General features: G+C 49.3%; 25 protein-coding genes. 17 read left to right on the forward strand and 8 right to left on the reverse strand.

What is annotated here, in order from left to right:
• Window positions 1–102: 102 nt before the first annotated feature.
• Genes ACQCVH_RS03385 through ACQCVH_RS03425 form a run of 9 tightly spaced genes read left to right on the forward strand, consistent with a single transcriptional unit; the run spans window position 103 to window position 7,525 of the window.
• Window positions 103–870, forward strand: coding sequence for an ABC transporter ATP-binding protein (locus ACQCVH_RS03385; RefSeq protein WP_426834452.1), 768 nt, complete (start codon window positions 103–105; stop codon window positions 868–870).
• Window positions 854–1,561, forward strand: a complete 708-nt coding sequence (locus tag ACQCVH_RS03390) for an ABC transporter ATP-binding protein (RefSeq protein WP_426834453.1) — start codon at window positions 854–856, stop codon at window positions 1,559–1,561. Before ACQCVH_RS03385 ends, ACQCVH_RS03390 begins: the two co-directional genes overlap by 17 nt.
• 15 nt (window positions 1,562–1,576) lie before the next feature.
• A complete protein-coding gene (locus ACQCVH_RS03395) occupies window positions 1,577–2,446 on the forward strand; it encodes a branched-chain amino acid ABC transporter permease (protein WP_426834454.1) in 870 nt (289 codons plus the stop codon).
• Entirely contained in the window at window positions 2,443–3,441 is a 999-nt protein-coding gene (locus tag ACQCVH_RS03400; protein ID WP_426834455.1) for a branched-chain amino acid ABC transporter permease, read from the forward strand. Before ACQCVH_RS03395 ends, ACQCVH_RS03400 begins: the two co-directional genes overlap by 4 nt.
• A 10-nt stretch (window positions 3,442–3,451) precedes the next feature.
• Window positions 3,452–3,643 carry a hypothetical protein gene (locus ACQCVH_RS03405; protein ID WP_426834456.1) on the forward strand — a complete coding sequence of 64 codons (192 nt, stop codon included), beginning with the start codon at window positions 3,452–3,454 and terminating at the stop codon, window positions 3,641–3,643.
• Between the two features lie 46 nt (window positions 3,644–3,689).
• Entirely contained in the window at window positions 3,690–4,673 is a 984-nt protein-coding gene (locus tag ACQCVH_RS03410) for a 3-oxoacyl-ACP synthase (RefSeq protein ID WP_426834457.1), read from the forward strand.
• Window positions 4,652–5,587 (forward strand): intracellular short-chain-length polyhydroxyalkanoate depolymerase, encoded by a 936-nt coding sequence (gene phaZ, locus ACQCVH_RS03415; protein ID WP_426834458.1) that lies wholly within the window; start codon window positions 4,652–4,654, stop codon window positions 5,585–5,587. The genes ACQCVH_RS03410 and phaZ overlap by 22 nt, the downstream gene beginning before the upstream one ends.
• The gene (gene fabG / locus ACQCVH_RS03420) at window positions 5,584–6,324 is read left to right on the forward strand and encodes a 3-oxoacyl-ACP reductase FabG (protein WP_426834459.1); all 741 of its coding nucleotides are present in this window, start codon (window positions 5,584–5,586) and stop codon (window positions 6,322–6,324) included. The genes phaZ and fabG overlap by 4 nt, the downstream gene beginning before the upstream one ends.
• 28 nt (window positions 6,325–6,352) lie before the next feature.
• Window positions 6,353–7,525, forward strand: a complete 1,173-nt coding sequence (locus ACQCVH_RS03425; RefSeq protein WP_426834460.1) for a thiolase family protein — start codon at window positions 6,353–6,355, stop codon at window positions 7,523–7,525.
• A gap of 622 nt (window positions 7,526–8,147) precedes the next feature.
• Here ACQCVH_RS03425 and ACQCVH_RS03430 read toward each other — a convergent pair.
• Window positions 8,148–8,705, reverse strand: a complete 558-nt coding sequence (locus tag ACQCVH_RS03430; protein WP_426834931.1) for a cysteine hydrolase family protein — start codon at window positions 8,703–8,705, stop codon at window positions 8,148–8,150.
• Window positions 8,706–8,846: 141 nt separating this feature from the next.
• Here ACQCVH_RS03430 and ACQCVH_RS03435 point away from each other — a divergent pair, with 141 nt between their 5' ends.
• Together ACQCVH_RS03435 and ACQCVH_RS03440 are read left to right on the forward strand one after the other, a co-directional pair.
• Complete coding sequence (locus tag ACQCVH_RS03435; protein ID WP_426834461.1) at window positions 8,847–10,355, forward strand: class I adenylate-forming enzyme family protein; 1,509 nt, start codon at window positions 8,847–8,849, stop codon at window positions 10,353–10,355.
• A gap of 74 nt (window positions 10,356–10,429) precedes the next feature.
• Window positions 10,430–10,978: a GNAT family N-acetyltransferase gene (locus ACQCVH_RS03440; RefSeq protein ID WP_426834462.1), complete on the forward strand. Its 549-nt coding sequence runs from the start codon at window positions 10,430–10,432 to the stop codon at window positions 10,976–10,978.
• A 117-nt stretch (window positions 10,979–11,095) separates the two neighbouring features.
• On the opposite strand, the gene ACQCVH_RS03445 is transcribed toward ACQCVH_RS03440, so the two are convergent.
• On the reverse strand, window positions 11,096–12,223 hold the full coding sequence (locus ACQCVH_RS03445) for an MFS transporter (RefSeq protein WP_426834463.1): 1,128 nt from the start codon (window positions 12,221–12,223) through the stop codon (window positions 11,096–11,098).
• A gap of 286 nt (window positions 12,224–12,509) precedes the next feature.
• On the opposite strand from ACQCVH_RS03445, the gene addB reads away from it, so the two are divergent.
• The 3 genes from addB (at window position 12,510) to ACQCVH_RS03460 (ending at window position 20,128) form a co-directional block, all read left to right on the forward strand.
• Entirely contained in the window at window positions 12,510–16,001 is a 3,492-nt protein-coding gene (gene addB, locus ACQCVH_RS03450) for a helicase-exonuclease AddAB subunit AddB (RefSeq protein WP_426834464.1), read from the forward strand.
• Window positions 15,994–19,755 carry a helicase-exonuclease AddAB subunit AddA gene (gene addA, locus ACQCVH_RS03455; protein WP_426834465.1) on the forward strand — a complete coding sequence of 1,254 codons (3,762 nt, stop codon included), beginning with the start codon at window positions 15,994–15,996 and terminating at the stop codon, window positions 19,753–19,755. Before addB ends, addA begins: the two co-directional genes overlap by 8 nt.
• A 70-nt stretch (window positions 19,756–19,825) precedes the next feature.
• Window positions 19,826–20,128 (forward strand): HNH endonuclease, encoded by a 303-nt coding sequence (locus tag ACQCVH_RS03460; protein ID WP_426834466.1) that lies wholly within the window; start codon window positions 19,826–19,828, stop codon window positions 20,126–20,128.
• 43 nt (window positions 20,129–20,171) lie between these two features.
• On the opposite strand, the gene ACQCVH_RS03465 is transcribed toward ACQCVH_RS03460, so the two are convergent.
• The 6 genes from ACQCVH_RS03465 to ACQCVH_RS03490 are packed head-to-tail and all read right to left on the reverse strand — an operon-like array spanning window position 20,172 to window position 22,118.
• Window positions 20,172–20,390: a spore germination protein gene (locus ACQCVH_RS03465; RefSeq protein ID WP_224899966.1), complete on the reverse strand. Its 219-nt coding sequence runs from the start codon at window positions 20,388–20,390 to the stop codon at window positions 20,172–20,174.
• 46 nt (window positions 20,391–20,436) lie between these two features.
• Window positions 20,437–20,814 (reverse strand): spore germination protein GerPE, encoded by a 378-nt coding sequence (locus tag ACQCVH_RS03470; RefSeq protein ID WP_426834467.1) that lies wholly within the window; start codon window positions 20,812–20,814, stop codon window positions 20,437–20,439.
• A gap of 4 nt (window positions 20,815–20,818) precedes the next feature.
• Window positions 20,819–20,995, reverse strand: a complete 177-nt coding sequence (locus ACQCVH_RS03475) for a spore gernimation protein GerPD (RefSeq protein WP_426834468.1) — start codon at window positions 20,993–20,995, stop codon at window positions 20,819–20,821.
• Window positions 20,992–21,609 carry a spore germination protein GerPC gene (locus tag ACQCVH_RS03480; protein ID WP_426834469.1) on the reverse strand — a complete coding sequence of 206 codons (618 nt, stop codon included), beginning with the start codon at window positions 21,607–21,609 and terminating at the stop codon, window positions 20,992–20,994. The genes ACQCVH_RS03475 and ACQCVH_RS03480 overlap by 4 nt, the downstream gene beginning before the upstream one ends.
• 38 nt (window positions 21,610–21,647) lie before the next feature.
• Window positions 21,648–21,881, reverse strand: coding sequence for a spore germination protein GerPB (locus ACQCVH_RS03485; RefSeq protein ID WP_426834470.1), 234 nt, complete (start codon window positions 21,879–21,881; stop codon window positions 21,648–21,650).
• A gap of 15 nt (window positions 21,882–21,896) precedes the next feature.
• On the reverse strand, window positions 21,897–22,118 hold the full coding sequence (locus tag ACQCVH_RS03490; RefSeq protein WP_426834471.1) for a spore germination protein: 222 nt from the start codon (window positions 22,116–22,118) through the stop codon (window positions 21,897–21,899).
• Window positions 22,119–22,284: 166 nt separating this feature from the next.
• On the opposite strand from ACQCVH_RS03490, the gene ACQCVH_RS03495 reads away from it, so the two are divergent.
• From ACQCVH_RS03495 to ACQCVH_RS03505, 3 genes are all read left to right on the forward strand, one after another.
• Complete coding sequence (locus tag ACQCVH_RS03495) at window positions 22,285–23,877, forward strand: long-chain-fatty-acid--CoA ligase (RefSeq protein ID WP_426834472.1); 1,593 nt, start codon at window positions 22,285–22,287, stop codon at window positions 23,875–23,877.
• Window positions 23,878–24,009: 132 nt separating this feature from the next.
• On the forward strand, window positions 24,010–25,197 hold the full coding sequence (locus tag ACQCVH_RS03500; protein ID WP_426834473.1) for a DUF418 domain-containing protein: 1,188 nt from the start codon (window positions 24,010–24,012) through the stop codon (window positions 25,195–25,197).
• Window positions 25,194–25,703, forward strand: coding sequence for a DNA topology modulation protein (locus tag ACQCVH_RS03505; protein ID WP_426834474.1), 510 nt, complete (start codon window positions 25,194–25,196; stop codon window positions 25,701–25,703). The genes ACQCVH_RS03500 and ACQCVH_RS03505 overlap by 4 nt, the downstream gene beginning before the upstream one ends.
• Window positions 25,704–25,728 lie beyond the last annotated feature (25 nt).

Raw genomic sequence — 25,728 nt, forward strand, 5'->3', positions numbered from 1 at the left:
GCAGCAGGCCTGAGTCCATTGCTGCAAAGCGGCTCCGGGGAAAGCCCATGCATCCTTTAGGAGATGCCCCGGGCAGCTGAATATAAAAGTGGAGGTGGGCATATGGGTCCAATCATAGAAACAAAAGACTTATCAATCGCATTCGGAGGCCATAAAGCAGTAGATTCTGTCTCGCTTGCTGTCCCGGAAAATGAATTTCTATCGATCATCGGTCCGAATGGAGCTGGCAAAACGACTTTTTTTAACCTGCTGAGCGGCCAGCTCGCACCTACAGGAGGATCGATCCATCTACGCGGGGAAGACATTACAAAGCTTTCTTCTGTTGAAAGGACGAGAAGGGGAATCGGCAGAAGCTTTCAAATTACCAATGTATTTCCTAGTCTGACTGTATTGGAAAATGTGAGGCTTGCGGTCCAGTCCCAGGCCGGCATCCGCTATCAGATGCTGCGCCATTTTAAGAGGTACAAAGAGCTTGAAGAAAAAGCGTCTGAATGGCTGAAGCTGGTATTGCTTGATAAAAAACAGGATGCAGCCGCCGCCAATCTGGCGCACGGCGAGAAAAGAAAGCTTGAAATTGCCATGCTCCTCGCCCTGAATACCGAGGTTCTGCTCCTGGATGAGCCGACAGCAGGGATGTCACTGGAAGAGGTTCCGGCCATCCTAGAAGTCATCAGGAAAATCAAGCAGGAAAGCGGCAGGACCATCATTCTGATTGAACACAAAATGGATATGATCCTTGATTTATCAGACAGTGTCATGGTGCTGTTCAATGGCTCCCTTCTGGCTAAGGGGACCCCTCGGGAAATCATGGAAAATGAAACGGTGCAATCTGCATATCTGGGAGGTTTTGAGCATGCAGGCTCAGCTTAAGCTGACAGATGTAGAAACGTATATAGGCCAGTACCATATCCTGCAGGGAGTCTCGCTGGAAGTCGCGAAAGGGGAAGTCACCGTGCTTCTGGGCCGCAACGGCGCAGGGAAGACTTCCACCCTCAGAACTATCATGGGGCACAATGTCCTGAGCAAAGGAAGCATTGAGTGGAAAGGGGCAGAAATCGGTGGCCTGCCTCCCTATGAGATTGCGAGAAAAGGACTTGGCTATGTGCCGGAGGACCAGGGTATATTTGCAGGGCTGACGGTTGAGGAAAATATGAAGGTGGCCATGCGGAAAGAGACTCCTTCCGCTTTGGAAAAGCTGGATTGGACGCTGGACCTTTTCCCGGACTTGAAGCGTTTTTGGAAAAAGCCGGGCGGCCTTTTAAGTGGAGGGCAGAAACAGATGCTTTCCATCGCAAGGGCTTATGTGAATGATAATGATTTAATGCTGATCGATGAGCCGAGCAAAGGGCTGGCACCGATCATAGTTGAAAAAGTGATGGATTCTATCATGCAAATGAAGGAAAAAACTACGATCGTCCTTGTTGAACAGAACTTCATGATGGCGAGCGCAGTTGGCGACCGCTTCTATATTATCGATGATGGAAGAACGGTCGGGGGCGGGCCGATGTCAGTGCTCAAGGAAGATGAATCTATGAGAAAAAAATATTTGGGCATTGCCTAGAAAGGAGAGTAAAAGATGGAGGTTCTTATTAACCTTGCCATAAACGGGCTTGCGACCGGCATGCTGATTTTTTTGCTGGCAGCAGGCTTGACGCTCATATTCGGACTGATGGATGTCCTTAATTTTGCCCATGGCGGACTGTTTGCATGGGGGGCCTATAGCGGGACATGGATATTTGCCCAGTCAGGCAGCTTTGCTGCCGGAATCATCGGGGCAGTCGTAACCGGGCTTATACTGGGTTTGTTGACGGAACGGTGGATCATCAAGCCGGTGTACGGGAATCATGTCCAGCAGATATTGATCACACTTGGACTGATGCTTGTATTATCCGAGCTTCTTAAGGTTGTCTGGGGCCCCAATCAGCTTTCCGCTTCCCCGCCATCCTACCTGGCCGGCAGCTGGGAGCTTGGCGGCGTAATCATCATTAAATACAGGGTATTCATCATCATCGTCGGCCTGCTTGTTTTCCTCGGGGTGCAGTATATTCTGCGCAACACAAAAATCGGACTCATTGTACGGGCCGGTGTCATGGATAAAGAGATGGTCCAGTCCCTCGGGATTAATATCAAAAGAGTCTTTATGATTGTTTTCATGGCAGGATCGGGAATGGCTGCATTGGGCGGGGTGCTTTTAGGCCCGTATTCGGGTGTCATCCATGCAGAGATGGGGATGGAGTTTGCCATCCTTGCTTTCATCGTTGTTGTAATTGGGGGGATGGGCAGTTTCTCAGGATCCATTCTTGCTGCCATTCTGGTAGGGCTTGCCGGTGCTTTCATGTCCTATTATGTTCCATCCCTTTCCCTGGCCGTTAACATGCTGCTGATGGCTGCTGTGCTTATCTTCAGGCCGCAGGGGCTATTCAGATTGAAGGGGCGGGGAGTATGAAGCATACCATTGATAATAAAAAGGCCGTGATCTGCACGTTTATAGCAGCGGCATTGATGCTGCTTCCATTTGTATATGAATCAAGGACAATGCTGATCTTGTTTACACAGATCTTTATTTTTGCCATTTTTGCCATGAGCTACGATATCCTGCTTGGATATACAGGGATTGTTTCCTTTGGGCATGCCATGTTTTTCGGGATCGGCGCCTATACAGCAGGCGTGATGATGAAAAGGCTGGAACCGACGATGGTGAACCTCCTATTGGCTGTGCTGCTGACAATTATTCTTACCGCTGTTCTCAGTTATGCAGTCGGCCTTTTGACATTAAGGCTGAAAAGCCATTTTTATGCCATGCTTACCCTGGCATTTGCCGGCCTTTTCCTGGTTCTTGCCGAGAAATGGAGAACCGTTACGTACGGAAACGACGGATTTACCTTCAGGGTCCCCGATGTATTAAAAGACCGGACAGACTTCTACTTCATCTGCCTGGCGGCTATGATTCTCGTTTTTATGATATTGTCGCGTTTTATCCATTCCCCGCTCGGAAGGGTGCTTCAGGCCATCCGAGAAAATGAACAGCGGACAGAGTCCCTTGGCTATAATGTGATTCAGTACAAAATTGCTGCAAGTGTTGCAGCAGGTGTTATAGCGGGGATTGCCGGGATGCTGTACAGCATATCCCTCAGGTTCGTGAATACGAGCGTATTTTCAATGGATATCACTCTTGATGCCCTGCTGATGACGATTATAGGCGGAGTCGGAACATTAGCGGGGGCCATCATCGGGGCCGGGATTATTGAATTTGCCCACCATGGGCTCACAGAACTTGCAAAGGTCCATTGGATTTTTGAAAGGTGGATCATCTTATTTGGAATCATTTATATATTGGCCGTCATGTTCTTTCCGAAAGGAATCATCGGGACGCTCAAAGGGAAGCAATGGAAACGCACTGAGAAAAAAGCAGACAAAAAAGAAGAAAAGATCGCCGGCTAGGGGGGAGAAAATGGTTCATGGCCAGGTCGCCTCGTTCATTATCCGGATATATCAGAGTGACCGGGAAGGAACAGCAGGCAAAAGGAATTGGAGAATTAAGGTGACGCATGTGCAGGAAGATCGGGAAACATTTTTTGAAACACTGGAAGAAGCCAATGATTATATGAAAATGGCAGCCGGGGAGATGGGGCCGGTGCAGTAGGGAGGCGGAAAAACTGGATATCGGAATTGCGGCAACAGGCATTTATTTGCCGGAAAAATATATAACTGGTGCAGAAATTGCCAAAAAAGCAGGAATCCCGCTTAACATTGTGGAAAATAAAATGGGGATTAAAAAGAAACCGGTTCCAGGTGCAGAAGATCACACCTGCGAGATGGGGATCAGGGCAGCCCGCAAGGCCATCGCGAAAGCTGGAATTGATCCGCTGGAAATTGATCTGGTCATTTATATTGGCGAAGAATATAAAGAATACCCCTTATGGACAGCAGGCATTAAGCTTCAGCACGAAGTTGGAGCCTATAATGCCTATGCATTTGATATGGCCCTTCGCTGCGGTACTGCCATAATGGCTCTGAAGACAGCCAAGGATATGATGTCAGCAGATCCCGGGATATCGACAGTCCTGCTTGCCGGCGGCTACAGGAACGGGGACTTCATCAATTACAAAAATGAGAGGACCCGGTTTATGTTTAATCTCGGGGCAGGGGGCGGTGCGATCATTTTGAAAAAAGGATGGTCCTCAAACCGGCTGATGGAAAGCGCTATCATAACCGATGGGTCTTTTTCAGAGGATGTTGCGGTGGTGGCCGGAGGGACCAGAAACCCCTTAACGGCAGAGGCGCTTGAAAACGGCCTCTACCAGCTTGATGTAATGGATCCGGCAGGGATGAAGCAAAGGCTGGAACAGAAGTCTATGGAAAACTTCCTGAAGGTAATAAGGAAAGCGGTTGCAAAAAGCGGCTATGCGGAGAATGATATCCATTATCTTGCGATGCTCCATATGAAAAGGTCTGCCCACGATTTTGTCCTTCAGGAGCTTGGCCTTGGTCACGGGCAATCTATTTATCTTGAGGATTTTGGGCATATCGGGCAATTTGATCAAATACTTTCATTAGAGCTGGCTGAAAAAGAGGGAAGGCTGGCATCCGGGAAAATAGCAGTCCTGGTCAGTGCGGGCATCGGCTATGCCTGGGGAGCTTCTGTCATAAGATGGGGGGAGGATGGAGATTGAACAAGAATATAGTTTTGAAAAAAGTCGCCCTGAGCAGCGGGGAAACCCTCAGCTGGAGGGAAAGGGAAGGCGGCCGGCAAAAGCTGCTGCTTATCCATGGCAATATGACTTCCTCGAAGCATTGGGATCTGGTGTTTGAGCATCTGGATCCGAAATATAAGCTGTATGCGGTCGATCTTAGAGGGTTCGGCCAATCCACATATTTTGGGCCAATCCGGTCCATCAAAGACTTTTCGGATGATGTGAAGCTGTTTTGCGATGCCATTGGCCTCTGCGATTTCTCCGTTGCCGGCTGGTCGACGGGTGGCGCGGTTGCTATGCAGCTTATTGCAGACAATCCCGGCATATGCCATCGCCTGATTCTTTTGGCCTCTGCTTCGACAAGGGGATATCCGTTTTACGGGACGTCAGAGGATGCTGTGCCTCATTCGTCAGCACGCCTGAACAGCCTGGAACAAGTGAAGGCGGACAGGAGCAAGACGATTCCTGTGCAGTCGGCTTATGACAGAGGGGACCGGGGGTTTTTAAGGGCGATGTGGGATGCCCTTATTTATGATAAGAATCAGCCGGAGCCTGCGAGATATGAAGAATATCTGGATGATATGCTGACACAGCGGAATCTTGCTGAAGTCTATCATTCTCTTAACATGTTCAATATAGGTTCCGTTCCGAATGGTGCAGCACCAGGGACGGGAGAGGCAGGTAAAATCACGGTGCCGGTGCTGGTCCTGAGAGGAGACCGGGATCAGGTAATAACAGCGGGGATGGCCCGGGAAATCCTTGAGGACATCGGAAGCAATGCGCAGTTTGCAGAATTGAAGGATTGCGGCCATTCACCGCTAGTCGATGATATCGGGCAGCTGACTGATATGATGTCGGAATTTTTGGATAAAGAGCTGGAGGTATTAAAGTGAGACTAAAAGAGAAAACAGCCATTATTACCGGGGCGGCCAACGGAATTGGATTTGCCGCAGCCGAAAGATTTGCACGTGAAGGGGCCAATGTAATCCTCGCAGATTTCAATGAGGAAATCGGCAGGCAAAGAGAAGAGGAATTAAGGGCAGAAGGGCTGCAGGCCTGGTTTATCCAGGTGGATGTATCAAAAAGGGAAAGCATCGACGAGCTGGTCCGGCAGGTGCTCGAGGAGTATGGGAGAATCGACGTTCTGATCAATAATGCAGGGATCACCCGTGACAGCATGCTGGCCAAAATGGCTGCCGAGGATTTCCAAAAAGTGATTGACGTCAACCTGACTGGTGTATTTCATTGCACCCAGGCAGTGGTCCCAAGCATGATTGAGCAGGGGAAAGGGAAGATCATCAGCACTTCATCTGTATCAGGCGTGTATGGAAATATCGGCCAGACCAATTATGCTGCCGCAAAGGCCGGGGTTGTCGGGATGACAAAAACCTGGGCCAAGGAGCTGGGCCGAAAAGGCATTAACGTCAATGCGGTCGCCCCTGGGTTCATTCATACAGGAATGACAGCAAAGGTGCCTGAGAAAGTGATCGGGCAAATGAAACAGATGGTGCCGCTCGGACGCCTGGGCAGTCCTGAGGATATCGCCAATGCCTATTTATTCCTTGCATCTGATGAATCTGATTATATTAATGGAACTGTCCTGCATGTGGACGGCGGTATTATGATGTAAGAATTAGTCTGCTGGGAGGGAAAGAAAAATGAGGACTGCGGTTATCGTATCAGCTGCAAGGTCGCCGGTCGGAACCTTTGGAGGTGCATTCAAGGATCTCCTGCCAACCGATCTGGCTGTACCAGTTATAAAGGAAACTGTAAAGAGAAGCGGGCTCGAAAATCATGAAATCGATGAGGTGATCCTTGGCCATTGCATTCAGCGGACTGACCAGCCCAACACGGCCAGGACCGCAGCGCTGCTGGCAGGGCTTCCGGATGAGACATCGGGATTCACTGTCCAAAGGCAATGTGCATCCGGCATGCAGGCGGTCATTTCGGCAGCCCTGCAAATCCAGGCTGGGATATCGGATATCGTAGTGGCGGGCGGTGTGGAGGCTATGAGTTCAAGTCCTTATCTACTGAAGGACCACCGCTGGGGAGCGAGAATGCAGCATGGGAAAATTACCGATTCTGTATGGGAAATTCTCGAGGATCCGATCCACCATATCATGATGGGTGAAACAGCTGAAAATCTGGCAGAGCTTCATGGGATAACAAGGGAAGAACAGGATGAAATGGCCCTGCTGAGCCACCAGCGAGCCCTGAACGCCATTGAAAAAGGCTATTTTGAAGAAGAGATTGTCCCTATAAAAGTCAAGCACAGGAAAGGGGAAACTATTGTATCCCGGGATGAAAACCCGCGGCTTGATCTGACAGCAGAAAAGCTTGCCGCTCTAAAGCCTGTTTTCCGGGAAAGTGGAACCGTGACGGCGGGGAATGCTTCCAGCCTGAATGATGGAGCAGCAGCACTGGTACTTATGTCTGAAGAAACAGCAATGGCAAAAGGGCTTAAGCCGCTTGCCCGGATTTCCGGTTTTTCAGTGTCAGGAGTCGACCCTAAGGTCATGGGGAGAGGACCGGTCCCGGCAGTCCGGAAAGGACTGCAGCAGACTGGCTGGTCTCTCGGGGATGCAGACCTGATCGAAGTGAATGAGGCATTCGCAGCCCAGTATCTTGCTGTCGAAAAAGAGCTGGGCCTGGACAGGAGCAGGGTAAATGTCAATGGCAGCGGCATCAGCCTCGGACACCCGATCGGCTGCACAGGCGCAAGGCTAATCGTCAGCCTGGTGCATGAACTGAAAAGAAGAGAACTGAAAAAAGGCATCGCCTCCCTCTGCGTCGGCGGAGGCATGGGAGCCTCAGTTTTTATAGAAAGATAACAAGAGAGGCACGAGATGCCTCTCTTTCTATTTACAGACAGAAGGAATGTGTGAAGGCATCTGTATTTCCTAATAATTATTTGTGAAAGTTAGGATGTTTATAGTGGAGTTTCCCTGTCTTTCTCAGATGAATTCTATTCGCTAAAAAAGTCTTAAAACCCTGTTGATTGGAGTGGAAGGCACGAAGACTCCTGCGGGAGGCAGCGGAAATGTTGAGACCCCACAGCGCGCAGCGCGAGGAGGCTCAACTCCGCCCCGCGGAAAGCGAAGTGCCTGGAGCGGAAATCAACACCCCATACCAAGAGAGAAAGATGGACTAAATGGTTTATCCTTTTTTCTCCAAAGTACTGCAGGAATTTTTAGAGATAGAAAATGCTATTAACCTCTATAGCTCTTTAGTAAACTCATTGTATATCCAAAAAAATTACAAAAACCCTGTTGATTGGAGTGGAAGGCACGCAGACTCCTGCGGGAAGATAGCGACAATGCTGAGACCCCGCAGCGCGCAGCGTGAGGAGGCTCAGCGTCGCCCCGCGGAAAGCGAAGTGCCTGGAACGGAAATCAACAGCCCCATATACTCCTCTAACCGTTTTTTGCTTGTCCTTAATTAAGCTATTGCTTTTTAAACAAGCAATCCCAAAAGCTCCCCAGCAGTCACAACCTGGGCAAACTCTTTATTCAGCATCGCCAACTCAATCTCATGCACCTGCTCAGGAGGATAAACCGTGCCTCCAGTACCCTTGGCTTCAAAGGCCGCAGAAGCATCGGAAACAAGATAGGTGCTGAATCCCAGATTGCCTGCCATCCTTGCAGTGGTCGAGACACAATGCTGCGTCGATAATCCGGTTATACAGACATTTTGAATATTTTCGCCTCTTAAATATGACTCCAGGCCAGTACCGATGAACGCTGAATTCACTTCTTTCTGGAAAACTTTCTCGTCCGGCAGCGGGGCATTGGCATCTTTAAAGCTCACACCCTCTGAGTTTTCGCGGTATAACGGAGAAGACGGCTGAACCGATAAATGCTGCGAGTAAATGATCTTCCAGCCTCTTTTTCTCCACTCCTCCTGCAGCTGCCCGATCACTGCCTCTGCGCCGGGATTGTTTCTTTTCCCCCAATACGGGTCGTCAAAGCCCTTTTGCACATCCAGGACAAGCAGGGCTGGCGGTGATTCCATCTTTTTCAAAGGCTGCACCTCTTTTCTCGAAGTAATTACGCAGTTTTATTATTACCGGAGTATGGAAAATCATCCAAGTGTAACTCCTCTGCAACTGATGTTATTTACACTCTCCATATCAAAGATGAAGGAGAGATTGCATTGTGGAGGGAAATCGACTGGCTGACCAATAGAGCAGGGCTGTCGCCCGGCGCTGTGGCAGTTATTGACACTGAACAGGAGGAATCCTGGACATATAAAGAGTTGAACATCAGGGCGGAGGCTTTGGCAAGCTGGCTGCTTGAGAGGGGGGCTGCCAAAGGTGACAGGATCGCACTGCTTGCGCCTAATCATATAAGCTGCCTGGACTTTCTGTTTGCCTGCGGAAAAATCGGGGCTATCTTCGTGCCGGTCAACTGGAGGCTTACGCCAGATGAGATACAGGCCATACTGGAAGACTGCACACCAGTGATCATAGGCTATCATTATTCATTAATTGAACTCGCATCCCGCCTGCAGCTGCATCAATATGAGTCTGTATGCCTGGACGAAACACCCTTCAGGATGCCTGGACGCACATTCATTCCCCCTTGGCCGGTCGATGAAGAGGACCCTCTTGCCATGATCTATACTGGCGGAACAACCGGGAAGCCAAAAGGTGCTGTGCTTTCCCATCGGGCCATTTTCTGGAACGCCGTCAATACGGCAGTCAGCTGGGGGCTTACGAACCAGGATACCACAATTACTTATCTGCCTATGTTCCATACTGGAGGCATCAACGCCCTTACCATGCCTTTGCTGATGGCCGGAGGAAGAGTCGTGCTCGCCGGGAATTACAATCCATCCAGGGCAGCCCGCTATATCAGGGAATATCAATGCACAATCATCCTGCTTGTGCCTACGATGTATCATATGCTGATAGAAACAGAGGAATTTAAGGAAGGCTCATTTGAATCCATGAGGGTATTTCTTTCAGGAGGTGCTCCGTGCCCGCTTTTTATTTATGAAGAATTCAGGAGAAAAGGGCTGCACTTCAAAGAGGGCTACGGCCTGACGGAAGCCGGGCCGAATAATTTTTATATCAGCCCGCAGGAAGCTGTGCTGAAAAAAGGATCCATTGGAAGGCCGATGCTGTTCAACACGGTGAAGATCCTGGCAGAAACAGGAATCGAGGCAGAAAATGGAGAAGTGGGAGAGGTGTTGATAAAGGGGCGCCATGTCTTTTCCTGCTACTGGAACAATGAAGAGGCCACAAAGGATGCTGTAAGAGATGGCTGGCTTTACACCGGCGACCTCGCAAAGGTGGATGAGGAAGGGTTCTTCTATATAGTCGGACGGAAGAAGGATATGATTATCACCGGAGGGGAAAATGTATATCCCCTGGAAGTAGAGCAGTGGCTGGGCTCCTGCCCGGAAGTGGATGAAGTATCTGTTATTGGGATGGATGATCGAAAATGGGGGGAAGCAGTAACAGCATTCATCGTGCTGAAGGAAGCGGCTGCGATGACCACAGAAGAGATAAAAATTTATTGCAGGCAGAAGCTCGCTGCATATAAAGTCCCTAAATTCATTTATTTCCTTGATAAGCTTCCAAAGACCCATGTTGGAAAGATCGACAAAAAGCAGCTGAAATTGACTGCGGCAGAAATGGCTGCTGCTAAAGAAGGATAATTCGGTACTTCTAGCGAATAAAAGGGTATTCCCAGCGGCTGGGAAGCCTGCTGGAAACAACTGGGGAGATCGTTATGATTACAGAGAAACTGCTGGAAGGCGAAAATATCAGACTAGGCTATTTTGAAGAAAAAGATATGGAAAACATATGGGAGTGGCATACAGGGGAGCTTTTTATGCGCCATCTTGATGCTCTGCCTGTAAAGCCGAGAACGAAGGATGAGCTGAAAAAGCAATGGATGGAGGAAACCAGTGATTCCTTCCGTTTTGCTGTCATCCATAAAAGCACTGAAAAGGTAATCGGGTTTGCTGAGGTTAATGGCGTGCTTTGGACGCATAAGACTGCCTGGGTCAGCCTTGGCATCGGCAGTGAAGAGCACAGGGGGAAAGGATATGGTGGAGAAGCGCTTCTATGCCTGATTGACTATGCCTTTAACGAACTGAATCTTCATCGCCTTCAGCTTACAGTGTTTTCCTATAACAGCCGGGCAATCAGGCTGTATGAAAAAATGGGATTCAAAAAAGAAGGAGCATTCCGTGAGTTTATGGAACGAAACGGGCAAAGGTATGATATGTTCCTTTACGGGCTCCTTCGCCGAGAATGGCAGAAAAGTCCGGAATGACTTATTCCGGGTTTTTTTTCGCTGAAAGGACATCAAGGCTGCAGGGAATAAAAGGGAGGACAAACCTATCGAGTTGCCTCTGACAGAAGCAGGAAGGCGTGCTTTGCCCCTCCCCCTCTACAAAGTCCTCTCCTTCTTTTCAAGCCTATGAACAATCACCAAATCAACCGCAAAACAGCCTAACAAAAGAATGAGCACCCCGGCAAAAGGCAGGATGGCAGCAGCTGGCGAGGCAAGGCTGGCCCCGGTTAAGAGAATGAAAGAGTATATGGATAATGCTTTGGCGCGCCGCTCTCCGCCCAATGATCCAATTAAAGTGATGGTGGAAGGAATCAAGAGAGAGATTGAGGCGACAAAAGAGACTGATAGAATGACGAGCATTTCTGCTCCTGTGAGAAGGAGGCCCATGCTCAGGATTCCAAGCCAAAGGCCGGTTTTTAGTGTGCGGTAAACCCCGGATTTTTCAATCAGTCTGCCGGTGAAAAGGGATAAAATGGCGCCTGCCATGCCTGCAGCCCTGAGAAGGAACAGTTCCTGGAAGGTGCCGCTGAATTGCCGGGCAAGGCTGTCATAGAAAGCCGCAAAGGCAAACAGCAGGGTGAACGCAATCACATAGCATAACAGAAGCCTGTTATTTTTCAGCAGTACCGTAAAGGATGAATAGACGCTTTCCTGGACCGCAGGCTTTCCTGTGGCAGGCAGCAAGATCCAGGCCAAAATGAATAGCGCGAGATAGCATACAGAAAAAAAGAAAAAGACAGAATGCCAGCCATAATGCAGGGTAAGGACAGAGCTGATCAGCTGGCCGAGTATGCCTGCGAGGAGAAAGCCTGTATTGATGAGCACAAGCAGAAGTGTTCTGCTGCGGCCGGAAAATAAGTCGAAAGAATAGGCAAAAGCCACAGGCGCAAAACTCCCCAGGACGAATCCCTGAAGCGACCGGAGGAAGTAAAGGCTGCCTTCACTCCCGGAAAGTCCGACTGCAAAAGTGGCAATGGCAGAAGCGAGCATCCCAAAGACAATGACCCTCTTTCTGCCAGCTCTGTCTGACAGGGGGCCGAATGTTAAAAGGCCAATAGCATAAAAGATGGAAAAAAGGCTTCCGGCTGTGATGATTGCTCCTTCATCTGCATGAAGAGAGGCGGCTATTTCACCGTATATGGGGATGAGGGTATAAATATTTGAGGCGACAAGTATCCCGGAAAGTACAAGCAGGGTTCCGGAGACGGAGAAACCGGTTTTCAAATTCATCACTCCTTCATTTGGAATAATATATGCTGGTGCAGAAGTGCTGGAAAGTTGTTTCCAGCTCAGTGTATTCAATTGGCAACAGTCACGAAAAAATAGTATAATAATAGATAAATAAGGGCAGCCCTTCCATGCTGCCTGGTATAAAAAAAAGAGTTGTTTTTTCCAAAGGCGCAGAACAAGCTGCGCCTTTTTCGCACTTCAATAGCAGATAAAGGGTATCCGGAAAAGGCCTTTATGGCCGGACGGAATCCAGCAGATGGATAATAGGGGAGGACCACGGATGTCTGTACGTTTTATATTAGGCCGGAGCGGCAGCGGCAAGACTTCGCTCTGCCTTGAAGAAATCAGGGAGAAAATGAAACATGAGCCGAATGGCCATCCAGTTATTTATCTGGTGCCTGAACAGATGACATTTCTTTCGGAATATAAGCTCATCACAACCCCCGGGCTTGGCGGGATGATCCGTACACAGGTGCTGTCATTCACAAGGCTTGCCTGGAAGGTGCTGCAGGAAACAGGCGGCATCAGCCGCTATCATTTGAACAGCACCGGCGTCAATATGCTCATCAGAAAAATCATTGAAGATAAAAAGGATGACCTGAAAATCTTTCAGCGTGCAGCAGGCAAGAACGGCTTTATCGGTCAAATGGAGCAGATGCTGACAGAATTTAAGAGGTACTGTATCGAGCCTGAAGCTCTTGCAGGGAAACGGGAAGAACTTGAGTCCGGAAGGGGGAGCAGGGGGCTTCAGGACAAGCTGCATGATATGGAATTGATCTATAAGCAGTTTGAAGAAGGACTGCTTGGCAAATACGTAGATTCCGAGGACTATTTCCGCCTTCTTACTGAAAAAGCAGGGATGTCGGAGTATTTAAAAAATGCCGAGGTATATATCGACGGCTTTTACAGCTATACGCCCCAGGAATATATGATTATCCAGCAGCTTATCAAAGTCTGCAAAAAGGTGACGGTGACCTTTACACTCGACAGGCCTTATAAAACAGCAGTGCCTGACGACCTTCACCTTTTCAGGATGTCTGCAGAATCATATCAGTCTGTTTATGAGATTGCCAGGATGGCCGGGGCCGAGATGGAACAGGAAGTGCTTCTGAATGGTCAGCAGCGCTGGGACAATGAATCGCTCCGCCATATGGAAAGAGCCTTCAACAGCCGGCCTGCAGAGCCTTTTGCAGGAAAAGCGAATGTCCATATTGCACAGGCAGTGAACCGTAGAGCAGAAATAGAAGGTGCCGCCAGAGAGATTAAGAGGCTGGCGGAATCAGAGGGATACCGCTATAAAGATATCGCTCTTTTAATGAGGAATGGACCGGTTTACCATGACATCATTGAAACAATATTCGATGATTACGGGATTCCGTTTTTTATCGATCAAAAGCGGACGATGATGAACCACCCGCTTATTGAGCTGATCCGCTCATCACTTGAAGTGATAACCGGCTTCTGGAGATATGAGCCTGTTTTTCGCGCGGTCAAAACCGAACTGCTGTTTCCATCCTGGGCAAATCTTGATGTGATCAGGGAAAAAATGGACAAGCTTGAAAACTATGTTCTTGCATACGGTGTCCAGGGGACGAAGTGGACAAAAAAGGACCGCTGGAACTATCGCCGCATCAGGGGGCTTGAGTTTGAATCGGTCGTCCAGACCGACTTGGAAAAAGAGCGGGAAGAAGAGCTGAATCAAATGAGGGATCTGATCGCCGCACCGATTCTCCGGCTCTCCAGGAGGCTTAAGAAGGCTGACAGCGGAAGAAGGCTGTGCGAGGCTGTCTATCTCTATTTGGAGGAACTGGATATCCCGACGAAGCTGGAGCGCTGGAAGCTGGAAGAGGAAGACAAGGGGAATCTTGTAAAAGCGAGGGAACATGACCAGGCCTGGAATGCTGTCATGGAGCTTCTCGACCAGTTTGTAGAAATGCTTGGGGACGAGAAGATCGGCATGAAGCAGTTTGCCTCCATCCTGGATTCAGGGATGGAATCGCTACGCTTCTCTCTTGTTCCGCCGGCCATGGACCAGGTGCTGGCAGCAGATCTGGACAAGTCGCGTTTGTCGGATATAAAGGCCGCGTTTGTCATCGGGCTGAATGAAGGCGTTCTGCCTGGGAAGTTCACTGATGAAGGTGTGCTTGCTGATGCTGACCGGGAAAGACTTCTGCAGTCAGGGCTTAAAATTGCCCATGGCAGCAAGGTCAGGCTGCTGGATGAGGACTTTCTGGCTTATCGCGCGTTTTCCACCCCTTCCTCCCATCTGTATATCAGTTATCCGCTCGCAAATGAAGAAGGTAAGGCGCTGATGCCTTCGCCTTATATCAGCCGGGCAAACGAATTGTTTCCGGATGCGCGGCAGCTCACATGGATGGCGGATCCGTTCGAGCTTCCTGAGGAAGAGCAGTTATTATTCGCAGTGAATGAGGATACTAGCCTTTCCTATCTGGCTTCCCAGCTCCAGATGAATAAAAGGGGCTATAAAATCAGCGGTATCTGGTGGGATGTCTACAACTATTATCAAGCCCACCCACGGCTCGGCGACACGGCCAGAAAAGTGCTTTCCAGCCTGAACTACGAAAACAGAACGGCCAGGCTTTCGGAGGAGGCTGCGAAAGAACTGTACGGTGAAACAATCCAGGCCAGTGTATCAAGAATGGAGCTTTTCCACAGCTGCCCATTTTCTCATTTCGCCCAGCATGGCCTGAAGCTCAGGGACAGAAAGATCTTCCGCCTGGAAGCGCCTGATATCGGCGATCTGTTTCATGCAGCTTTAAAGTTCATCGCAGAGACCGTCATGGACAAAAGGATGTCCTGGTCTGACATGACAAGGCAGGAATGCGAGAAGCTTGCCAAAGAAGCAGTCGAGATGCTGGCGCCAAAGCTTCAGAATGAGATACTGCTGAGCTCGAACCGCCACTTTTATATCAAGCGGAAGCTTGAAAATATCATCAGCAGGGCTTCATATATTCTAAGCGAGCATGCTAAGGCAAGCGGATTCTCACCGGTCGGGCTTGAGCTCGGGTTCGGGCCGAAGGACAAGCTTCCGCCATTGACCTTTAAGTTGAGGAATGGGACGAGCATGGAGCTGGTCGGCCGGATCGACCGGGTTGACAAAGCGGAAGATGAAAATGGGGTATACCTTCGTGTGATTGATTATAAATCCAGTGCAAAGGATCTGAATATCAGTGAGGTCTACTACGGGCTTGCCCTGCAGATGCTCACCTATCTGGATATCATCATCACCCATTCAGGGGACATAGCAGGGAAACAGGCTGATCCAGCAGGTGTCATGTACTTCCATGTCCATAATCCGATCGTGAACTCCGCGAAGCTTCTCACGCTCGATGAGATCGAAGAGGAAATCTTTAAGAAGTTCAAAATGAACGGGCTGCTGCTCGGGGATGAAAATGTATTAAGGCTCATGGACCAGACACTTGATTCAGGTGACTCTTCGATTATATCGGCAGGATTTAAAAAGGACGGGACAATCACGAAAAGGTCGAAGGTTGCAACAAGGACTGACTTTGACAGCCTCCGGAAATTTGTCCGCGGAACCTATACAAAAACCGGGGATGCGATCGTAAGCGGGTCAGCAGATATCTCCCCTTATAAAATGAAGGACAAGGTGCCATGCACATTCTGTTCGTTTAAATCGGTCTGCCAGTTTGATGAATCGGTTGAATCGAATGAATACAGGGTACTTTCCCCTAAGTCTAATGAAGAACTGATGGATAGGATACGAAAGGAGGCGGGAGATATTGGCTAAAGCAATTATCCCTCCAAAGCCCGAGGGGGCAACCTGGACGGACGACCAGTGGAAGGCGATCATGGCCTCGGGCCAGGATATCCTTGTGGCCGCAGCAGCAGGCTCCGGAAAAACAGCAGTGCTGGTAGAAAGGATCATCAGCAAGATTGTATCCCGGGAAGAGCCGGTCAATGTGGATGAGCTCCTTGTTGTGACCTTTACGAATGCCTCTGCTGCAGAAATGAGGCATCGAATCGGGGAGGCGCTTGAGAAAGCAATAAACAAGGATCCGCAGTCTGCTCATCTGCGCAGGCAGCTCAGCCTGCTGAGCAGGGCCTCCATATCTACGCTTCATTCCTTCTGCCTTGAGGTGATCCGGAAATATTATTATCTGATCGATATCGATCCCGGCTTCCGCATTGCCGATGAGACAGAGGGGCAGCTCCTCAGGGATGAAGTCATTGAAGAACTGTTCGAAGAAGAATACGGCAAGGAAAACAATGAAGACTTTTACCGTCTGGTCGATGCTTTCACGAGCGACAGGAGTGACGCAGCCCTCCAGGATATCATCAGGGAGCTGTATGATTTTGCGCGTTCCAACCCGGCGCCCGATCAATACCTCAATATGATTTCAGAGATGTATGAAGTCAGCAGCGATGCAAAACTGGAAGAGCTTCCGTTCATGTCAAGCGTCCTTTTCGACATCGGACTGCAGCTTGAAGGATCAAGGCAGCTGCTTGAAAATGCGCTTGAGCTTGCCAAAACGCCTGGCGGACCCGCTCCGAGAGCTGAGAATTATATGGACGATATCAGGATGGTTGAGACCTTGATTGCTGCCAACAATGATTCATGGGCCAGCCTAAACGAAGCCATGCAGCTTTGGAGCTTTGGCCGCGCGAAAAATTGCAAAGGCGATGAATATGATCCCGGCCTGGTCAAGCAGGCCCAAAAATATAGAGATAAGGCAAAGAAAATGATCCAGGATCTGGAGGAGGAATTTTTCTCGCGCAGGCCGGAAAGCTTTATCAAGGATATCCGCGAGATGAAGCCGCATATCGATGTACTCATAGGTCTCGTTAAAACATTTTCAGAGAAATTCAACAGCGTAAAAAGTGAGAAGGGACTTGTTGATTTTGCCGATCTGGAGCATTTTTGCCTGGAAATCCTTTCTGATCCATCGGCAAGGAGGGAGGGTGCAATTTTACCATCCGAGCCCGCCCTTTTTTACCGGGATCATTTCAAGGAAGTACTGGTTGATGAATACCAGGATACCAATATGGTTCAGGAAGCGATCCTGCAGCTGGTGACTGAAGATGGGGAAGAGACGGGCAATCTGTTCATGGTGGGTGATGTGAAGCAGTCCATTTACCGGTTCAGGCTGGCTGAGCCCAATCTGTTCCTCGGCAAATATACGCGCTTTACGGTTGATGGAGAGAAGACAGGATTAAAAATCGACCTTGCGAGAAACTTCCGCAGCAGAAGGGAAGTGCTCGATGGGACCAACTTCCTTTTCAAACAAGTGATGGGACGGAAGGTTGGGGAAATTGAGTATGACGAGGCCGCAGAGCTTGTCAAGGGAGCTTCCTATCCGGAGGACCTGCCGTACCCGGTTGAGCTTCATCTGATCGACCTGGACGGACAGGATAAGGCCGAAAGCGGGGAAGCGGATGAAACTGATGCGGGTTATGACCTTGAGGATCTAGAGCAGTCACAGCATGAAGCAAGGCTGATGGCTGAAAAAATCAAGGAAATGCTGTCTTCCGGCAAAAAAGTGTATGAGCCGAAATCAGGCACATACCGTCCTTTAATGTACCGCGATATTGTCATCCTTCTTAGATCAATGACATGGGCTCCGCAAATTATGGAGGAGTTCAAAAAACAGGGGATTCCGATTTATGCGAATCTGTCTTCGGGCTATTTTGAAGCTACCGAGATAGCCATTATGATGAGCCTGTTAAAAGTGATAGACAATCCGCATCAGGATATCCCGCTTGCCTCTGTTTTGAGGTCTCCGATTGTCGGCCTTAATGAGGAAGATCTTGCCCAGATCCGAATTGCCGACAAAAAAGGTTCCTTTTATGAAGCTATGAAGTCGTTTTGTGCAACAAGGAAAAGCGGTGACCTGTATGATATAGTCAAGCCGTTTTTCCTTAAGGTTGCTGAGTGGAGGTCGATGGCCAGGCAAGGCGGGCTTTCCGAGCTGATCTGGCAGCTTTACCGCGATACCCATTTCTATGATTTTGCCGGAGGAATGCCCGGCGGCAAGCAAAGGCAGGCCAATCTCCGTGCACTCTATGACCGGGCACGCCAGTATGAAGAAACTTCCTTCAGGGGCCTTTTCCGCTTCCTGCGTTTCATTGAACGGATGAGGGAGCGGGGCGATGACCTTGGGGCAGCGCGTGCGCTCGGCGAACAGGAGGATGTGGTGAGAATGATGACCATCCACAGCAGCAAGGGGCTTGAGTTCCCTGTCGTATTTGCTGCAGGCCTTGCAAGGCAGTTCAACACAATGGATTTGAAAAAGCCCTACCTGCTTGATAAGGAATATGGATTTGCGGCCAAATACGTGAATCCGGAAAAGCGGATCTCATATCCGTCCCTGCCTCAGCTTGCTTTTAAAAGGAAAAAGAAAATGGAAATGCTGGCAGAGGAAATGCGTGTTCTGTATGTAGCGCTGACGCGCGCCAAAGAACATCTTTTCCTGGTGGCAAGCGTGAAAAATGCGGACAAGAAACTGGCGGGCTGGCAGCAGGGTGCCAAAAAAGACAGCTGGCTGCTGGATGAATATGAACGGGCGGCTGCTTCCAGCTATCTTGATTGGATCGGCCCCGCACTTGTCCGCCACCGGGACGGGGAGCCGCTGAGAAGCGGACAGGATGATGCAATAGGGAGCCGGGGAGAAATTGCTTCACATCCTTCGTCCTGGAGCGTTGAAATCAGGCAGGCAGCCGTTACTCCTGGCCAGGAGGAGGACAGCGATGAAGCCGGGGAGCAGTGGATTGACAGAGTGTATGAAGGCAAGCCGGTGCCGGCGGAGTCTCCTTTTAAAGAGGAGATACAAAAATCACTTTCCTGGCAGTACAGCTACCCTTCTGCTGCTTCCCATAAGTCGAAGCAGTCTGTTTCAGAAATGAAGCGGCAAAGTGAAGTGAAGGATGAAGAGAGCGGCAGCGATCTCGTCAGAAATCTGAAAAAGCCGATCCTGAACCGGCCAAGGTTCATGCAGGAAAAATCGATGACACCTGCCGAGAGGGGCACGGCGATGCATATGGTCATGCAGCATGCAGATCTTTCAAATCCTGTGACGGAAGAGTCCATTGCGGTGCAGCTGGCGGAGATGAAAGATCGGGAGCTTCTCACGGATGAGCAGGTCCAGGTGATCGACCCGGCTCTCATTGCGGGATTTTTTCAATCGCCTCTTGGCCAGAGGATGAGAAAAGCTGCAAGAATCCAGCGGGAGGTCCCTTTTAACCTGGCATTGCCGGCAAGCGCCGCCTACCCGGATTGGAAAGGCACCGAAGAACCGGTGCTTGTCCAGGGTATCATCGACTGTATTTTCGAGGATGAGCATGGGACAGTCCTCCTTGATTATAAATCCGACAGCATCCATGGACGCTATAAGGGCGGATTTGAGGAGGCAAAGCCGGTCCTCGAAAAAAGGTATGATATTCAGATAGGATTATATGCAAAAGCTTATGAGGCTATTACTAAGGACTCTGTCGATGAAAGGTATCTATTCTTTTTTGACGGGGGCCATATTTTAAAGCTTGAATAGAGATAATAAAAAAGCAAAAGGGGAGACTCTTTTGCTTCTTTCTTCATCAACGCTGAAGGGAGCTGGATTCATGGGGAAAAGAAGCAATGCAGAGGGCATATGTGAGCTCTGCAGACGTGAGCCTGTCGAAGTGACGGTCCATCATCTTACACCGAAGGAGTTTGGCGGGACATTCCTGCCGACGGCCAATCTTTGCATTCCGTGCCATAAGCAGATCCATGCTTTATATCCCAATTCTGAATTGGCAGCGAGGCTGAATACAATCGGGCTTTTAAAGGAAGATCCCCAGATTGCCAAATTTCTGAAATGGATAAAAAAACAGCCTTCATCAAAGCTGACAAAGGCTAAAAAGTCGAATGCGAGAAAAAAATAGAGATTGCCAGGTGCTTTTAAGACGCAGGAAGGGCCGGAAGCCCTTAGTTATTCCCGACGTTTGGCTGATCAATCAGATTGGTATCAAGTACATTGCTGGCATTAAGGCCGTTATTTGTGATAATGAATCCGCCCGTATTGAAGGCGCCCTGGCCGCTCGTTGATTTGGAGTTACTTTTCGGGGAGATGTACAGGGCATCCCCGAATTGCACGATTCCCCCTCCAACATTCACAATCTGCACAGGTCCGATGATTGCAGGCATTGTACCACTTCCTTTTTTTCTGGCATTGCTTTACCCGCCCCTTCTGTCAGGTTTCCTGAAGAGGCAGAAGCTGGCGGATATGCTTGACGCGCGATTCCATTGAAACTTGGCCGCTGTTGCCGATATGGAGCATGGATGAAGCTGAAATACCGATAATATCTATAGAATCAACCTTAATCGCAGGCTTGCCCTGATGTACATACATTTGAAGGGCATCTTCCAGGGCCGGAAGGGGAAGCGGCTCTGTAAAGATTGGATAATCACTGTACCTTCCCTCATTTCCGAAGAAAATCTCAGCTTCCCGCTGTACAGCAAGCGCTCTTGAAAACCCCTGTATATACTCAGAATCTCCCACTTGTATGATCGATGAAAAGGAGACGGTATCTACATTCAGTTTATTGACTATTGCTGTTCTCTGAAGCATGTCATCACTCCGGAGTCAGCGGCACGAACGGTCCGATTATAAGGGATTCCGCCGGGGTATCAAAGGTTGAGGCAAGCTGGATGGTCTGGGTGTCGCCAACCATCAGCAGAGATGAGCTTGACACACCGATGACGTGGATGCTGCCGACATTCAAGTCTCTGTTATAAACCTCGAAGTTCATTCTTTCTTCATCCCTTTCATAGTTTCGGGCAGATTCCCAAGGAAGGCTTTCACCCCGTTGCGGATCTCCCCTTTTATCAGGGAAGCAGCTTCTTTCCACCAGCCTTCGGGATTCCTTGCCATCTGCTGATTATTTTGAGCCTGCTTCATATAGTAGTCGATCCTGCTTGGCAGCTGTTTTTTTACATCTTCTTTTATAAAAGAAAGATAGGAAGAGTCCGCCTCCAAATTCAGCCCGCCAGCCGCTTCTGCATAGACCTGCGGCAGATCTTTCTCCAGAAAAGCCTCGATGTCTTCCTCAATTTCCACTGCTCTTTGCATCTGTCCCTGCGGGGCGGGAGGAACAGATACATTGCTGCCTTTAACAGCAAAGTCTTCTATTCCCTGGAGCTCTGACGGATTCAATCCGATATTCAATGTCCCTTCTAAAGTTTCAACTTTCAGCTGGTCGAATTTGTATTCAATGGTATCCACCTGGATTGGCGGGCGGTCTTTGAGTGCGTTCAGCTGCTGCTGCAGTTCGCCGGCCAATTTCTCCAGCTTTTTGATCCTGCTGTCCTGATAATGGACAAACTGATGGAGCTTCTGCAAATACGTGTAAAAGTCCTGATTCAAGCGGCCACCCCTTTTCGTGTATAGTCATTTCTTGAAGGCTACCTTGCATAACCCGTAACGCCCGGCGAAGAAAGAGGGACTGCGGGCGCTTCGATCGGCGTTCCTCCTGGAGACGATGCCTGGGGTGCAGGCTCCAGGAAGCCCCCGGTATTATACAAAAAGGAAGCAGGCTTGATGATTCCCGCACTCCCGATCTGGAAGACAGAGGAATTTGTCAGTCCTCCTATGCGGATATTGCTGATATGAATGGTTTGCTGTATATAGAAATTCATACGATCACCCTATGGTCAAGCATTGAAATAATTGCCCTGGTCGACCCCGTCCTGATCAAACGTATTGGTCGTGCTCTGCCTGTTATAGACATTAAGTCCATCTCCGGTATTGAATGAGCCAGCGCCGGAAAAGGTCTTGGCATTGGAAAGAGGCATGATTTTGTAGACATCCCCAATATGGAAGACGGAACTGCTTCCGATTGATATTACCTGTGCGACTCCTACGATTGCCGGCATATTAAAACATCCTTTGACTATTGGTTTCTGTACTATCGTATGTGCCTATGGCAGGAATGTGATAAGAAAGCCCAAAATAATGGAGCTGAAGCTATCCTGCTGTGTAATTGAATGAAAGATATGTTAAAATGACAGTAAATTCAGACTTTTTATGAGGAGGCTGTTTATGGAAGTACCATTGCTGCTCACACAGTTCTTAGACCGCGCTGTTTCGCTGTATGCTGATAAAGAAGCTGTTTTTGCCGATGAACGAAGCTTTACCTACAGGGAATTGGGCAGCCGGGTGAACAAGCTGTCATTTGGCCTTAAGAGGCTTGGGGTGGAAAAAGGCGACAGGGTTGCCTACCTTGCACCAAATTCAGTGGAGATGCTGGAAGGGTTTTATGGTGTTTTCCAGACAGGCGGTATCATGGTCCCGCTGAATATCAGATTGAAGCCGGAGGATTATCTTTACATACTGAACCACAGCGGGGCGAAGGTCCTGTTTGCCGATCAGGATCTTTATCATCTGATCCTGCCGGTCAAGGATCAGCTTCAGACAGTTGAAAAAATTATTGTCCATTATAAAAATGACCAAACGGCAGAAGAGGGATATGATGATTGGCTCAAAGGGCAGCAAGAGGGACGCTTTCCCCGGGTGCCGCTGTATGAGAATGATGTCTGCAGCCTGCTGTATACGAGCGGCACGACCGGAAATCCGAAGGGAGTCATGCTCACCCACCGGAATAACTATCTTCATGCTTTAAGCACGATGCATCATCTCAGGGTAACCGACAGAGATGTCCTTGTTCATGTGCTGCCTATGTTCCATGTCAATGGCTGGGGATCTCCTTTCTACTACACTGCAAACGGGGCAACCCAGGTATGCCTGAGGAAGGCAGATCCTGAAAGCATCTTCCAGGCACTGAGGGAGCATAATGGGACAGTCCTGCATATGGCGCCTACGGTTCTTAATTCCCTGATTCAATATCATGGGAACAGCAGGCTGCCAGCAGGAGGTGATGTCCGTGTGGTCATTGCCGGATCTGCACCTCCGCCAGCATTTGTTGCAAAGGCAGAAAGGGAATTGGGATGGGAATTCATCCAGGTGTACGGAATGACGGAATCTTCCCCTCTCAGCACAATTTCTGCTATCCGGTCCCATCTATCACATCTGCCGGAGGAAGAGCAATACAGGATGAAAGCAAAAGCCGGCTATAGCATGATCGGATGTGAGGTAAAGGTTGTTGATGAAAACGGAGAAGCTGTCAAGGCTGACGGTAAGCAGATCGGTGAAGTGATTACGAGAAGCAACGGGGTCATGAAGGGCTACTGGAAGAATGAAGAAGCCACGATGGAAGCAATCCGGGGCGGGTGGCTTTATACAGGTGATATGGCCACTGTGGATTCTCACGGCAATATGGATATTGTAGACCGAAAGAAGGATATCATCATTTCCGGAGGGGAAAATATCTCTTCCATTGAGGTGGAAGGTGTGCTCTATGACCATCCGGCTGTACTGGAGGCTGCTGTCATTGCCGTGCCTCATGAAAAATGGGGAGAAACGCCGCATGCCTTTATTGTGAAAAAGGAAGATGCAGAAATAGCCGCAGAAGACTTCATCCTGTTTACCAGGGAAAGACTGGCTCATTTTAAGGCGATAACAGGTGTGACCTTCGTGAGGGAGCTTCCGAAGACCGCATCCGGAAAAATACAGAAAATCAGGCTCCGTCAAGAATACTGGAAGGCTGACGGAAAAGGCGGGCGTTTTGTCAATTAAAGCAAACATAAGAAAGGGCCGCGGACTGGCGGCCTTTTTTTATGGCAAAAAAGCCTAGTCTGGCAAATCCTGGTGGACTTTCTTAGCCTGCCTATCTATTATTAATAGGTAGACTATGAAAAGGAGATTTGTATGCCTGATAAATTATTGCCTGTACAAGAAAAAGACCGGATTGCTTCACTTGATATCATGAGGGGCTTTGCCATACTTGGCATCTTCCTCGTAAACATGATGTCCTTCCACTCCCCGCTTTTGTATCTGGATCCTCATCGATGGTGGGACAGCTCTCTTGATAAAGGAGTATATGCTTTCATTGATATTTTTGCCCAAGCGAGCTTCTATCCTTTATTCTCCCTTTTGTTCGGATACGGGGTGATCATTTTGAGGGAAAGGTCCATAGAGAGGGGCTACAGCTTTGCGGCCATTGGGTCAAGGAGGTTCATTGTCCTTCTGGCAGCAGGCCTTCTGCACGCATTTCTCATCTGGCATGGGGATATACTGGTGAATTATGCAGTCTTCGGCCTGATTGCCCTATTATTCTTCCGATTGTCCGGGAAGGCGCTTCTGATAACGGGAACACTGCTGTATATCCTGCCCAATCTGCTTATGTGCCTGCTGATGCTGGTGACAGTCCTGTTTGTCCCGGACAGCGAAACTGCTTTATACGACCTGGAATCAGCAGTCTCATCGAGTGCTGTATACAGGGACGGGACATTTGCGGAAATTACCTCACAGAGGATCGCAGATTGGTATATGGTAAATAATGAGGTTTCATTCATTATCCTGCTTCTGTCGATTATGCCTCTTTTCCTGATCGGAGCCGGAGCGGCAAAGCTGAAGCTGCTGGAAAAGCTGGCGAACTTCCAAAAGAGGGCAGCCATTATGTTTGCGGTGTTCTTTGCCGCAGGACTGCTGATCAAACTGGTGCCTTATATGGGTCCTGACAACCTGGCATCCCAGTATTTCCAGGATCTGTTTGGGGGCCCGCTCCTTGCCGCCTCATATGCGATTCTGATTGCGCTGCTGGCTGAGACGGGAAAGGGCAGCCGTCTGCTCATGCCTTTCACATGGGTGGGGAGGATGTCATTGAGCAATTATCTATTTCAATCGATTGTCTGCACTTTAATTTTTTACGGCTATGGCCTCGGTTTTTATGGAGATATTTCTTTGGCAGGCGGCACGCTGCTTGCAGTTGGGATCTATCTGTTCCAAAGCCTTCTGAGCAGGCTATGGCTCACCCAGTTTAAGTACGGGCCGTTTGAATGGCTCTGGAGAAGCGCCACCTATCTGTCAGTGCCGCCGATCAGGAGAAGAGGATGAAAAAGGCCATCATCATCGGCTCGGCTGGGGCAGGTAAATCAACCTTTGCCAAAAGGCTTGGGGAAATAACCGGGCTTGAAGTAGTCCATCTGGATGCCCTTTTCTGGCATGAAGGCTGGGTGCCGACCGGGCGGGAGGAATGGATCCGGGTTCAGGAAAGGCTCCTGGAGAAGGAACAGTGGATCCTTGACGGAAATTATGGAGGAACGATGGATATGAGGATAGAAGCATCTGATTCTATCTTTTTCCTGAACTATTCTACGGTCCGCTGTTTGTATGGCGCCCTGAAACGAAGAATCATGAATCATGGCCGCACAAGGCCGGATATGGCAGAGGGATGCCCGGAACAGCTCGACTGGCAGTTTTTGAAGTGGATCGCCCGCTATAAGAAGGATAAAGCACCAGCCATCCTTGCCAAGCTTTCCGCTGCGGAAGGAAAGGATGTTTATATATTCCATAACCCGGAGGAAACAGAGGAATACCTCCTCAGTCTTACCCGGCCTTAGGAATGTGCCTGCAGGAAAGCCCTGC

Origin of the sequence: Bacillus infantis (assembly GCF_050107595.1) — a bacterium.
Taxonomy (GTDB): Bacteria; Bacillota; Bacilli; order Bacillales; family Cytobacillaceae; genus Bacillus_AB; species Bacillus_AB infantis_C.